9 protein-coding genes and 1 pseudogene are annotated in these 12,321 nt (G+C 75.8%); 7 read left to right on the top strand and 3 right to left on the bottom strand.

The annotated features are described in order from the left end of the window. Positions 1-3: 3 nt before the first annotated feature. Positions 4-119: pseudogene (locus ACFYZF_RS02685) on the bottom strand (holo-ACP synthase); the annotation flags it as partial. Positions 120-364: 245 nt separating this feature from the next. Here ACFYZF_RS02685 and ACFYZF_RS02680 point away from each other — a divergent pair. Both ACFYZF_RS02680 and ACFYZF_RS02675 read left to right on the top strand, forming a co-directional pair. Next, entirely contained in the window at positions 365-661 is a 297-nt protein-coding gene (locus ACFYZF_RS02680; protein ID WP_387015106.1) for a hypothetical protein, read from the top strand. After that, positions 658-2,280, top strand: a complete 1,623-nt coding sequence (locus ACFYZF_RS02675) for an alpha/beta hydrolase (RefSeq protein WP_387015103.1) — start codon at positions 658-660, stop codon at positions 2,278-2,280. The genes ACFYZF_RS02680 and ACFYZF_RS02675 overlap by 4 nt, the downstream gene beginning before the upstream one ends. A 76-nt stretch (positions 2,281-2,356) precedes the next feature. Here ACFYZF_RS02675 and glmS read toward each other — a convergent pair whose 3' ends face one another. Continuing rightward, complete coding sequence (glmS, locus tag ACFYZF_RS02670) at positions 2,357-4,270, bottom strand: glutamine--fructose-6-phosphate transaminase (isomerizing) (RefSeq protein ID WP_387015100.1); 1,914 nt, start codon at positions 4,268-4,270, stop codon at positions 2,357-2,359. Positions 4,271-5,033: 763 nt separating this feature from the next. On the opposite strand from glmS, the gene ACFYZF_RS02665 reads away from it, so the two are divergent. From ACFYZF_RS02665 to ACFYZF_RS02655, 3 genes are read left to right on the top strand one after another with little or no spacing between them, the layout of a single operon-like run. Continuing rightward, positions 5,034-5,513: an MmpS family transport accessory protein gene (locus ACFYZF_RS02665; protein WP_387015098.1), complete on the top strand. Its 480-nt coding sequence runs from the start codon at positions 5,034-5,036 to the stop codon at positions 5,511-5,513. Positions 5,514-5,556: 43 nt separating this feature from the next. Next, the gene (locus ACFYZF_RS02660) at positions 5,557-6,753 is read left to right on the top strand and encodes a pyridoxal phosphate-dependent aminotransferase (protein WP_387015095.1); all 1,197 of its coding nucleotides are present in this window, start codon (positions 5,557-5,559) and stop codon (positions 6,751-6,753) included. Beyond that, complete coding sequence (locus tag ACFYZF_RS02655; protein ID WP_387015094.1) at positions 6,750-7,859, top strand: threonine aldolase family protein; 1,110 nt, start codon at positions 6,750-6,752, stop codon at positions 7,857-7,859. The genes ACFYZF_RS02660 and ACFYZF_RS02655 overlap by 4 nt, the downstream gene beginning before the upstream one ends. Positions 7,860-8,001: 142 nt before the next feature. Here the strand turns inward: ACFYZF_RS02655 and ACFYZF_RS02650 are convergent, their stop codons facing one another. After that, on the bottom strand, positions 8,002-8,628 hold the full coding sequence (locus ACFYZF_RS02650; protein ID WP_387015092.1) for a PadR family transcriptional regulator: 627 nt from the start codon (positions 8,626-8,628) through the stop codon (positions 8,002-8,004). A 110-nt stretch (positions 8,629-8,738) separates the two neighbouring features. Between ACFYZF_RS02650 and ACFYZF_RS02645 the strand changes: the two genes are divergently transcribed. Beyond that, positions 8,739-11,570 carry an FtsX-like permease family protein gene (locus ACFYZF_RS02645; protein WP_387015090.1) on the top strand — a complete coding sequence of 944 codons (2,832 nt, stop codon included), beginning with the start codon at positions 8,739-8,741 and terminating at the stop codon, positions 11,568-11,570. A gap of 2 nt (positions 11,571-11,572) precedes the next feature. Then, complete coding sequence (locus tag ACFYZF_RS02640; RefSeq protein WP_387015087.1) at positions 11,573-12,319, top strand: ABC transporter ATP-binding protein; 747 nt, start codon at positions 11,573-11,575, stop codon at positions 12,317-12,319. Positions 12,320-12,321 lie beyond the last annotated feature (2 nt).

Below are 12,321 nucleotides of genomic sequence, written 5' to 3'. Positions count from 1 at the left end.
CCACGGGTTGCCGGCGGCGGTGCGCCGCTCGGCCTCGGTGAACAGCCGGTCGACGAGCAGCGGCGCCGCACCAACGCCTTGGCGAACCGTTCGACCAGGACGACGTGGATTGCCGACAGCGACGATCACCGTTTCACCCTACCGGCGGGGCACGCCGCAGATTAGCTACCGGGTCGGCTGTGGGCAACGCCTGTGGACAACCGGGGGTACGGGCCGACGCCCGTTGTCCACAGGGCATGCCGGCCCGCACCGGGGCCACCTAACGTCGTCGCCATCGTCCGTCGTGGTGGCGGCTCACCCGTCGCCGTTCGCGTCGAGGAGTCCCCGTCGCCTGTCGACGGCACCGAGCCGGAGGAGTGCGCCGATGCGCGAGGAGCCGTTCACCGTCCGCCCCGAACTGCTGCGGGAAGTGGCCCGGGCGCTCGATGCCGACGCGTACCGGCTGGGGCACGGGCTGGCCGGGGAGCCCGGCCTGGTGGTGCGGGCGCCCGGATGGCGGTCGGCGCCCGCCCTGGCCGCCCTGGAGTCGGCGGTGCACGCGTGGTGCGGCGGGCTCGGCGCGCGGGTGGCCGCCGCCGGACATGCGTTGTCCGCCGCCGCCGAAGGCTACGAGACGGCCGACGAGCGGGCGGCCCGCCGGCTGACGGTCCTGCCCCGGTGAGCGCGCCGGCGGGGCACGGCGTGGTGGGCGGCCCCGCCGGGGACGGCGGTTACGCCCGGCTGTGGGCGGCCGACCCGGCCGGCTGGGCGGCGGCCGGGACTGCCTGGCGAGGGCTGACCGGGCTGGTCGACCGGCGGTCGGCGGAGCTGGCCGGGGCTGCCGGGGCGCTGCGCGCCGGGTGGACGGGCGCCGCCGCCGGGGCGGCCGGCGGGCGGATCGCCGCCTTCCGGGCCGACCTGGCCGCCCTCGCACCGGCGCTGATCGAGACCGACCAGGTGCTCGCCGAGCTGGCCGGGCGGCTGCGCCGGGCCAGGGCCGGGCTGGAAGAGGCGGTCGCCCTGGCCGAGGCCGGTGGGGTGCGCATCGACCGGCGGGGGCGGGTGAGCGCGGGCCCTTCGGCCGTCCGGCCGGGCGTCCCCGGCCCCCCGGTGGCGCGGGTGGCCGCCGCCGTGACCGCCGCCCTCGCGCTGGCCGACGCGGCCGACCGGGAGGCGACCGGCCGGCTCGACGAGCTGGCTGCGGCGGCCCGGGCGGGCTGGGCCGCCCCGCCCCCGCCCTGGCGGCCGACGCCCGGCGCCGACCCGTCGGCCGTCCGGGCCTGGTGGGCCGGGCTCACCCCGGCGCAGCGCCGCTGGCTGGTGGCCCGGGAGCCGGAGCTGGTCGGGCGGCTCGACGGGGTGCCGGCGGCGGCGCGGGACCAGGCGAACCGGCTGTTGGTCGGCCGGTGGCGGGAGGTGCTGCTGGCCGAGCGCCGGCGGCTGGTGGCCCGGTGGCCGCACGGGCCGGTGGAGACTGCCGGGCTGGCGCGGGTGGGGGCGGCCCTGGCCGGCCTGGACGCGCTGACCGCCCGGCTGGCCGGCGGCGGGCAGCCGCGTGCGTATCTGCTGGGGCTCGACCCGGGCGGCGAGGGCCGGGCGATCGTGGCGCTGGGCGACCCGGACCGGGCCGACCGGGTGCTGACGTACGTCCCGGGAATGACCGCCGGCCTCGCGGACGCCACCGGGGAACTGGGCCGGGCGGGCCGGGTGCAGGCCCGGTGCGCGGCGCTGGACCCGACGGGGGCGACGGCGGCGGTGCTCTGGCTGGACTACGACGCGCCGGACTTCCTGCACGAGGCCGTCCTGCCCGGCCAGGCGCGGGACGCCGGCCCGGCGCTGCACCGGTTCCAGGAGGGCCTTCGGGCCACCCACGACGGCCCGCCGGCCCGGCAGACGGTGCTCGGGCACAGCTACGGCTCGCTGGTCGTGGGCACCGCCGCCCGGGACCACGGTCTCGCCGCCGACGCGCTGGTGTTCGTGGGCTCCCCCGGGGTGGGCGTGGACCGGGCCGACGGGCTGCGCCTGCCCTCGGGCGAGGTCTGGGCGAGCACCGCGCCGGACGACGCGATCCGGCTGGCCCCTGCCCCCGACGAGCTGCCCCGCCGCGTGCTGCGCGGGCTCAGCCCGCTGGCGGCGGTGCTGACCGCCCGGGAGGACCACGCGCTGTGGTTCGGGCACGACCCGGCCGACCCGGGCTTCGGCGGCCGCACCTTTCCCAGCGGCCGGTACGGCCACACCGGCTACTGGGACCAGGGCAATCCCGCCCTGGACGGCATGGCCCGCGTCGTCCTGGGCCGGTGACGTGCCGACGTGTGCCCCGGAAGCCGCAGCGGCCCCCTGCCGCCGGCGGGCGCAGGGGGCCGGTTCCGGCGGGCGGCTACTCGACGGTGACGGACTTGGCCAGGTTGCGGGGCTGGTCGACGTCGTGGCCCCGGGCTGCGGCGATCTCCGCCGCGAGCACCTGCAACGGCACGGTGGTCACCAGCGGGGCGAGCAGCGTCGGCGTGCGCGGCACGCGGATCAGGTGGTCGGCGTAGCGCACCACGGCCTCGTCGCCCTCCTCGGCGATCACGATCGTCCGGGCGCCCCGGGCCCGGACCTCCTGGATGTTGGAGACGACCTTGTCGTGCAGCATGCCCCGGCCGACCGGCGACGGCACGATGCAGATCACCGGGGTGCCCTCGTCGATCAGGGCGATCGGGCCGTGCTTGAGCTCTCCGGCGGCGAACCCCTCGGCGTGCATGTACGCCAGCTCCTTGAGCTTGAGCGCGCCCTCCAGGGCCACCGGGTAGCCGACGTGCCGGCCGATGAAGAGCACCGTGGGCTCGTTGCGGATCTCCCGGGCCAGCTCGCGCACCGGGGCGATCCGGTCCAGCAGCTCGCGCAGCTTGGCGGGCATCTGGTGGAGCTGGTCCACCACGGCGGCCACCTCGTCGGCGAACTTGATCCCGCGCACCTGGGCCAGATGCAGCCCGATCAGGTAGCAGGCCACGAGCTGGGTGAGGAACGCCTTGGTGGAGGCGACGGCGATCTCCGGCCCGCCGTGGGTGTAGAGGACGGCGTCGGACTCGCGCGGGATGGTCGAGCCGTTGGTGTTGCAGATGGCCAGTACCCGGGCCTTCTGCTCCTTGGCGTGCCGCAGCGCCATCAGGGTGTCCATGGTCTCGCCGGACTGCGAGATCACCACGATCAGCGTGGACCGGTCGAGGACCGGGTCGCGGTAGCGGAACTCGCTGGCGAGTTCCACCTCGCAGGGAATCCGGGTCCAGTGCTCGATGGCGTACTTGGCGACCAGGCCGGAGTGGTAGGCGGTCCCGCAGGCGACGATGAAGATCTTGTCCACGTCGCGCAGGTCCTGGTCGCTGAGGCGGACCTCGTCGAGCATGATCTCGCCGCTGGCGGTGAGCCGGCCGAGCAGGGTGTCGGCGACGGCCTGCGGCTGCTCCTCGATCTCCTTGAGCATGAACCAGTCGTAGCCGCCCTTCTCGGCGGCCGAGGAGTCCCAGTCGACATGGAAGTCCTTGCCGGTCGCCGGACGGCCGGCGAAGTCGGTGATCTCGACGGCGTCGGCGGTGATCAGGACGATCTGGTCCTGGCCCAGCTCGATCGCGTCGCGGGTGTGCTCGATGAACGCGGCGACGTCGCTGGCGAGGTAGTTCTCCCCGTCGCCCCGGCCCACCACCAGGGGGGAGTTGCGGCGGGCGCCGACCACCGCGCCGGGCACGGCGGCATCGACGGCCAGCAGCGTGAACGCCCCTTCGAGACGCTGGCAGACCGCGCGCATCGCGGCGGCGAGCAGCCCTGGCCCGTCCGGCTCACCGGCGGCGCGCAGCTCGGCCAGCGCGGCGGAGAGCAGGTGTGCGGCGCACTCGGTGTCGGTGTCGCTGCTGAACTGGACGCCGGCGTCCTCCAGCTCGGTGCGGAGCGTGGCGAAGTTCTCGATGATGCCGTTGTGGATCACGGCGACCCGGCCGTCGGGGGCGACGTGCGGGTGGGCGTTGCGGTCGGTGGGGCCGCCGTGGGTGGCCCAGCGGGTGTGGCCGATGCCGGTGGTGCCGTCGCCGATGCCGATCGGGCTGGAGGCGCAGCCCTCGGGGTCGACGGCGGCGCGCTCGGCCAGCACCTTCTCGAGGTTGGCCAGCTTGCCCGCTTTCTTCTCGGTCAGCAGCTCTGCATCGCACACGACGGCCACGCCGGCCGAGTCGTAGCCGCGGTACTCCAGGCGGCGCAAGCCGTCGAGCACGATGCCGAGCGCCGGGCGCGCGCCGGCGTAACCCACGATTCCACACATGACCCGCAGCCTAACTCAGTTTCGCACAGCACGCGTGCGCGGAAGCCGGGTAAACAAGCACTGGATTTGAGCGAACGGGTAAGTGCGGTGCTCCCGGGGACGAACGCGGCGACCGGACACCGACGGCCCCACAGGGGATCCTGGCGGGCGGCTGGACGGCGTACATTGAGGGCCCGTTTCCCCCGGGAGAACAGCCGCGCCCAGCGGTCTCGACGTCCCCATCCCCCCTTCGCGGCCGTGCCCGTGCCCCTCCCCGGAGCCCCTGATGTCCGAGGCGTCGTCGCCAACTCCCGATCCGATCCCGTCCGGCGGGGCCGACCCCGCCGGCCCGTCAACGCCCCAGTCGCCCCAGTCGCCCCCGGATGGCCCGGGAACGCCGGACGGCCCGGGGGCACCGGCGGGCGGCCCCGCGTGGTCGCCGCCCGACCCGCTGGCCCCGCCACAGCCGTGGGCCGCCCCGGAGCCCTGGGCTCCGTCGGCGTCGGCGGCAGCAGCGAGCGGGCCGGACAGCCCCGCCTCCCCCACGGCAACGCCGATCAGCCCGGCCACGCCGCACCCCGCCGGGCCGCCCTGGCCCGGGTACGGCCAGCCCGGTTGGCCAACGGGCCAGCCGGGCCAGCCGGGTTGGTCCGGGCACCCCGGCGGGCCGGGGCCTGCTGGGCAGGGCGGGTGGACAGGGCAGGGCGGGTGGCCCCCGGCGGGCTACCCGCCGCCGTTCACGTATCCCGGGCAACCGGCGGTCCGGCCCGACAACACCGCGAAGGTGATCGGCCTGGTCATCGGCCTCGTGGTCGTCCTGGTCATCGGGTTCTGCGGGTGCGCCTGCGTGGCCGGCTTCTTCACCAGCGTCGCCGAGGACCGGGCGAGCGCCACCGACCCCTGGTACGACGACCCGTCCGCCCCCGACGAGGACGGGGAACCGGCTGAGGCCTCCCCCGGCCCGGAGCCCACCCGGAGCCCGGCCACCCGCCCGTCGAACGGGGCGGGCCGGGTCACCGTGGTCTACGAGGTGACCGGTCAGGGTCCGGTCTACCTCCAGTACTACGACGCCGACGGTGACCTGATCCAGACCGAAAACGTGAAGCTGCCCTGGCGCAAGAGCTTCCGGATGGTCGACGCCAGTCGTGTGATGGTGTTGGCCAGCAACAACGACAGCCCGTACGGGGTCGACTGCCGGATCACCGTCGACGGTCGCACCGTCGCCAGGGACGACAGCGGGTACTGGGTCAACTGCACCGGCTGAACGTGGGGTTGAACCCGCGCGGCCGGCCCGTAGGCTGGCCGACGTGACGACGACCGCGAATGTCGACCCGCTGGTGGCCCGGATGCGGCCGTTCGGGACGACCATCTTCGCCGAGATGTCCGCCCTGGCCGTGCGCACCGGCGCGGTCAACCTGGGCCAGGGCTTCCCGGACACCGACGGCCCGCCGGAGATGCTCGCCGCCGCCGCCGAGGCGCTGCGCGGCGGGCAGAACCAGTACCCGCCCGGGCCGGGCATCCCCGCGCTGCGCGCCGCCGTAGCCGGTCACCAGCGCCGGTTCTGGGGCCTGGAGTACGACCCGGACGGCGAGATCGTGATCACCGCCGGGGCCACCGAGGCGATCGCCGCGAGCATCCTCGCCCTCTGCGAGCCGGGCGACGAGGTCGTCTGCTTCGAGCCGTACTACGACTCGTACGCGGCCTCGATCGCCCTCGCCGGGGCGGTGCGGCGGCCGGTGACCCTGCGCCCGGGACCGGACGGCCGGTACGCCTTCGACCCGGATGCCCTGCGCGCCGCGTTCGGGCCCCGGACCCGGCTGGTGCTGCTGAACTCGCCGCACAACCCGACCGGCAAGGTCTTCACCCCCGACGAGCTGGCCCTGGTGGCCGCGCTGTGCCGCGAACACGACGCGTACGCGGTGACCGACGAGGTGTACGAGCACCTGGTCTTCGCCGACGCCGCCGCGCCCCACGTGCCGCTGGCCACCCTGCCCGGCATGCGGGAGCGCACCCTGCGGATCTCCTCGGCCGGCAAGACGTTCTCCTGCACCGGCTGGAAGGTCGGCTGGGTCAGCGGCCCCGCCCCGCTGGTGTCGGCGGTGCTGCGGGTCAAGCAGTTCCTCACCTTCGTCAACGCCGCCCCGTTGCAGCCGGCGGTGGCGGTGGCCCTCGCCCTGCCGGACGGGTACTTCGCCGACTTCGCGGCCGGTATGCGGGCCCGGCGGGACCAGCTCGTCGCCGGGCTGACCGACGCCGGCTTCGACGTGCTCACCCCGGAGGGGACGTACTTCGTCACCGCCGACGTCACCGGGCTCGGCGGGCGGGACGGGGTGGAGTTCTGCCGGTCGCTGCCGGAGCGCTGCGGGGTGGTCGCCGTGCCGACCCAGGTGTTCTACGACGACGCCGAGGCTGGCCGGCGGCTGGTCCGGTTCGCCTTCTGCAAGCGTCCCGAGGTGCTCACCGAGGCGGTGGCCCGGCTACGTGGGATGGGGGCCGCCGGATGACCGACGCGTACGCCGGCCGGGTCCGCCGGATGGCGGCCATGCGCGGCTGTGACCGGATGCTCTCCGGCGTCCGGCCGGTGTCGATGGCCGAGCATCTCGACGCCGTACGCGCCACGCTCGACCCGGACGCCCTGCCCGACTTCTACGGCGAGGGCGGCCCGGTGGAGGCTCTGGAGCTGCGGGTCGCCGAGCTGCTCGGCACGGAGGCTGCCGTCTTCTTCCCCACCGGCACGATGGCCCAGCAGGTCGCCGTCCGGTACGGCGCGGAGCTGACCGGCAGCACCGCCGTCGGCCTGCACCCGCTCAGCCACCTCGTGCTGCACGAGCGGGACGCGTACGCGGTGCTCGGCGGGCTGCGGGCGGTGCGCACCACGACCGCGCCGCGCAACCCGACCGCCGCGGAGGTGGCGGAGCTCGCCGAGCCGATCGGCACCCTGCTGCTGGAGCTGCCGCTGCGCGACGCGGGCTTCGTGCTGCCCACCTGGGACGAGTTGGTAGACGTGGTCGGCGCGGCCCGGGACGCCGGGGCCCGGGTGCACCTCGACGGCGCCCGGCTGTGGGAGACGACCCCGCACCTGGGGCGCCCGCCGGCCACGGTCGCCGCCCTCGCCGACAGCACGTACGTCTCGTTCTACAAGTCCATCGAGGGCATCTCCGGGGCGGCTCTCGCCGGGGACGCCGGGCTGGCCCGGTACGCCCGGGAGTGGCGGCACCGGTACGGGGGCACCCTGTTCCAGCAGTGGCCGGCGGCGGCGGCCGCGCTGGTCGGGCTGGACCGGGAGCTCCCCCGCCTGCCCGGGTACGTGGCACACGCGACGGCGGTGGCCGCCGCCCTGGCCGGGTTGCCCGGCGCCCGGGTGTATCCGACGCCCCCGCACACCCACCAGTTCCGGCTCTGGCTGCCGCATTCGGCGGACCGGCTCAACGCGGCCAACCTCGCCCTCGCCGAGGAGGAGGGCGCGTGGTTCGTCGGCGGCTGGCAGGACACCGAGGTCCCGGACCTGGCGATGGCCGAGGTCACCGTGGCGGCCCCGGCCCTCGACCTCGACGCCGCCCAGGTCGCCGACCTGGGCGCCCGCTTCCTGCGCCGGCTGCCGCCGACCTGACGCCCCACCACCCGCCAGCCTGACGCCCCTTTACCAGCGGGGCGCGAGAGCTTGGAAGATGGTGGCCTCCGGAGGGGCCATTTCCTTCCAGGTCTCAGCGCGCCGGCACCCCGAGGCGCTGTGGCGGACCGGCGGCGCGGCGTCAGCCGGCCGCGCGGGTCGTGGTGGGATCCGACCCGGGCGGCGCCGTGCCTGAACCGCTCCCGTCGAGCCCCGGAGGGCTTCCCGCGAGCGTGGCGAGCAGCGCGCCACTGTCGGCGAGCAGCGCCGTCTCGGCGTCGTCGACGAACGCGAGATCGGCCTCGACGTGCCGGCTGGCGGCGGAGAGCAGCAGGGCCACCACCGGGTCGGCGGTCCGGCGGCGGAGCCCGTCGAGGTTGCGCAGCTCGCGCATGAGGTGCCCGCGCTGGTTGCCGAGCACCGTCCGTACCGTGTCCGACGCGCCGGAGCGGGCCGCCGCGGTGACCTTGAGGAAGAAGTCGTCCCGGAATCCGCCGCTGCGCGGGCTGGGCTCGTTGAGCCAGCCCTCCAGCGCGGCGCGGCCGTCGGGGGTGATCTCGTAGACCACCCGGTCGGGTTTGACCGGCTGGGCCTGCCGCTCGGCGACGACCAGGCCGTCGCGGGAGAGCCGATCGAGGATCTGGTAGAGGTGCCCGATGTTCAGCGGCCCCCACTGCGGGCCCACCGCCTCCTCGAACGCGCCCTTCAGGTGGTAGCCGTAGCTGGGCCCCCGGGCGAGCAGGGCCAGGACCGCGTGCTGGATCGCCACCGTCTCCTCCGTTCCGTTCCGCTCCGCCCGGTCGGTACGTTTCCGGACCCGGCCTTGCATTGTCACAATGTATCCCGCAGAGTGGGCAGCAGCACACGGGGAGGCGCGACATGTTCCACTTCATCTGGAGTCAGCTACGCGGCCGTGCGGGACGGTCGGTGGCACTGTTGGCCGGCGTGCTGGTGGCGACCACCGGTTTCGTCGTCCTGACCGGTGCCACCACCACCTCCCGGCTCGACGTCACCGGCACCGTCGAGCGGGGCACCGACGTCGCCTACGACATCCTGGTCCGCCCGAAGGGCGCGCGCACCCCGCTGGAGGCCGAACGCCGGCTGGTCCAGCCCAACTACCTCTCCGGTCTCTTCGGCGGCATCACCACCGCACAGTACGACCAGGTGAAGGCGGTCGCCGGGGTGGACGTCGCCGCCCCCATCGCCATGCTCGGCTACTCCACCGCCCCGGTGCCGACCCCGCTGGACCTCACCGGGGCGGTGGACCGGTCGCTCGACCGGCAGGTCATCCGCGTCGATCCCCGGTTCGTCGCCGAGCGCGGGCTCTCCGGAGCGCCGGGCCGGCCCCGCTACGTGTACGTCACCACCCACCCGTTGATCTACCCCCGCACCGACGCGCCCTACTCCAGCGACGCCACCCCGTACACCGACGGGCGCAGCTATCCATGGGCCGACGTGTGCGGGCCCGCGCCGCGGGAGGTACTGCCCGACGGCCGCACCCGGGCCGTCTGCGACCCCCGGCACGCCCTGGGCAGCCCGGGCGCGTACTCCGAGCGCGAGGAGTGGTCGCTGGTGGCCGTGCGGATGCTCCCCGACGGCCGGTTCGAGGCCGGCACGGGCGTCTTCGCCGACGGGGGGTCGGGCCCCTCGTCCACCTCGGACCGGCTGCGGATCGCGGTCAGCCTGACGGTGCCGCTCCTGCTCGCCGCCGTGGACCCGGTCGCCGAGGACCGCCTCGTGGGCCTCGGCGGGACAGTGGTCGACGGGCGGGCGCTGGGCCCGGACGACACGGTGGCCGTCAAGCAGATGGACGGGGCGGAGATGCTCTCCGTGCCGGTGCTCGCGACCAGCAGCCCCTTCGTCGACGAGGAACTGCGCGCCAGCTTCACCCGGCTGCCCGCGGCCCGCCCGGCCGGCGTCGAACTCGCCGAGTTGGATCGGGCCCTGCGGCGCGGCCCCGAACTCCCCGCCGGCGACGCCCGCCACGACGTGTCCGCCGGCTGGCGCACCCGGATCTCCGCGGGCCTCTCCCCGGACGGCTGCTGCTTCGGCCAGCTCCAGGCGATGGTCCAGGCCGGGCCCACGCGGTACGACCGGCTGCCCGACGGCACGCTGCGGGTCGGCGCGCTCCCGGCGGCCGGTCCGGAGGTGCACGGCGACCAAATCACGGTCAACCCCTTCCCGCGTCCCTGGCTGGCCGACGACACCGGGGCACGGTCGCTGCGCAAGCTCCCGCTGAAGAAGGGGGATCCACGCAACCTGGTGTACCGGAGCTGGCGGGCCGTGGGGGTCTTCGACCCGGAGAAGCTGACCGGCTTCAGCGACCTCGGGCGGGTGCCGCTGGAGACGTACGAGCCGCCGTCGGCGCAGGGCGCGGACGCCCGCAGCCGGGACGCCCTGGGCGGCCGTCCGCTGGAGCCGGGCGGCAACCCGGCCGGCCACCTCTCCGCCCCGCCGCTGCTGCTCACCAGCCTGGCCGCCGTGCCGAAGCTGCTGGCCGGCGGCGGCAGTCCGCAGCTCACCGCCCCGATCAGCGCGATCCGGGTCCGGGTCGCCGACGTGGGCGGCTACAACGAGCGCGCCGCCGAACAGGTCCGGCTGGTCGCCGAGCGGATCGCCCAGGCCACCGGGCTCGACGTCGACATCACGCTCGGCTCGTCCCCCGCCCCGCAGGCCGTGGAGCTGCCCGCCGGGTCGTTCGGCCGGCCGGCGCTGCGGCTGACCGAGAACTGGTCGGCCCTCGGGGTCGCCTCGGTGATCACGAAGGCCGTGGACCGCAAGAGCGTCGCGCTCTTCGTGCTGGTGCTGGTGGTCTGCGCGCTCTTCCTCGGCAACGCGGTCGCCGCCGCCGTCCGGGACCGCCGGTCCGAGCTGGCGGTGCTCGCCTGCCTGGGCTGGCCGGCCCGGCGCATCGGCGCGCTGATCCTCGGTGAGGTCGGCGCGCTCGGGCTGGCCGCCGGGCTGCTCGCGCTGGGCCTGGCGGTCCCGCTCGGGGCCGCGCTCGGCATCGACGTCGACTGGTGGCGGGCGCTGCTGGCCGTACCGGTGGCCCTGCTGCTGGCGCTGGTCGCGGGCCTGGCGCCGGCCCTGCGGGCCGCGCGCGCCCACCCGGCCGCCGCGCTGCGCCCAGCGGTGGCGACGGCCCGCTGGGTACGCCGGCCGCGCACCCTGGCCGGCCTGGCCCTGGCCAACCTGGCCCGCACCCCCGGGCGCACCCTGCTCGGCTCCGGCGCGCTGGCCATCGGGGTGGCCGCGCTGACCCTGGTCACCGCCACCGGCTACGCGTTCCAGGGCGCCGTCGTCGGCAGCCTGCTCGGCGACACGGTGTCGCTGAGCGTGCGGGGCGCGGACACCATGGCCGCCGTCGCGACGGTGCTGCTCGGTGCCGCCGCGGTCACCGACGTGCTCTACCTGAACATCCGGGACCGGGCCGCCGAGCTGGCCACCCTGCGGGCGGTCGGCTGGACCGACGCCGCGCTGACCCGCCTGATCGGGTACGAGGGGTTCCTCCTCGGCGCGCTCGGCGCCCTCGCCGGGGCGGCGCTCGGCCTGGGCGGGGCGGCCTGGCTGGTGGACGACCTGCCGGCGGCGCTGGTGCTGGTGGCCGCCGCGGTCGCCGCCGCCGGGGTGCTGGTCACCTGCGCGGCGGCGCTGGTCCCCGCCGCGCTGCTGCGCCGCCTCCCGACCGCACGACTACTCGCAGAGGAGTGACGATGGACGCGACCACGGGCAGCACCGTCCGGACGGCCGGGCTGGTCCGGCAGTTCCGCGCCGGCACCGAGCGACTCACCGCCGTCGACGGGGTGTCGTTGGAGATCGCCGCCGGGTCGGTGGTGGCGCTGACCGGGCCGAGTGGCTCCGGCAAGTCGACGCTGCTGCACCTGGTCGGGGCGATCGAGCAGGCCGACAGCGGCACCGTGACGGTCGACGACGTGGAGATCACCGGTCTGCGGCGGGCGGCCCTCGCCCGGTACCGGCAGCGGGTCGGCTTCGTCTTCCAGCGCTACCACCTGCTGCCGGCGCTGACCGTGCTGGACAACGTGATCGCCCCGGTGCTGCCCCGGCGGGGCCGGTCCGACCAGGTGACCCGCGCCCGGGAACTACTCGACGCGGTCGGCCTGGCCGGCCGGGAGCGGTCGCTGCCGGCGCAGCTCTCCGGTGGCCAGCAGCAGCGGGTCGCCATCGCCCGGGCGTTGATGGGCGAACCCCGGCTGCTGCTCGCCGACGAGCCGACCGGCAACCTCGACTCGACCACCGGCGGGCAGATCCTCGACCTGCTGCTGAACCTGCGCGACCGGCACGGGATGACGATCCTGCTGGCCACCCACGAGCGCGCCATCGCCGCCCGGTGCGACCGGCTGATCCGGCTCGGCGACGGACGGGTCGTCGAGGACGTGGACCTCACCGACGGCGAGGACCCGGCCGAAACCTACGACCGGGTCGCCCGCCTGCGCCTGTGAGT

It is taken from the genome of Micromonospora sp. NPDC001898 (genome assembly GCF_042891255.1).
Classification (GTDB): Bacteria; Actinomycetota; Actinomycetes; order Mycobacteriales; family Micromonosporaceae; genus Micromonospora.
The sequence above is the reverse complement of the archived record's forward strand: the minus strand, read 5'-3'. Positions and strand labels throughout refer to the sequence as shown.

What these genes read in the sequence shown, in the direction of transcription:
- ACFYZF_RS02680 (WP_387015106.1), top strand. Translation starts at nt 365, where the DNA reads ATGCGCGAGGAGCCGTTCACCGTCCGCCCCGAACTGCTGCGGGAAGTG.
- ACFYZF_RS02645 (WP_387015090.1), top strand. Translation starts at nt 8,739, where the DNA reads ATGTTCCACTTCATCTGGAGTCAGCTACGCGGCCGTGCGGGACGGTCG.
- glmS (WP_387015100.1), bottom strand. Translation starts at nt 4,270, where the DNA reads ATGTGTGGAATCGTGGGTTACGCCGGCGCGCGCCCGGCGCTCGGCATC.
- ACFYZF_RS02655 (WP_387015094.1), top strand. Translation starts at nt 6,750, where the DNA reads ATGACCGACGCGTACGCCGGCCGGGTCCGCCGGATGGCGGCCATGCGC.
- ACFYZF_RS02640 (WP_387015087.1), top strand. Translation starts at nt 11,573, where the DNA reads ATGGACGCGACCACGGGCAGCACCGTCCGGACGGCCGGGCTGGTCCGG.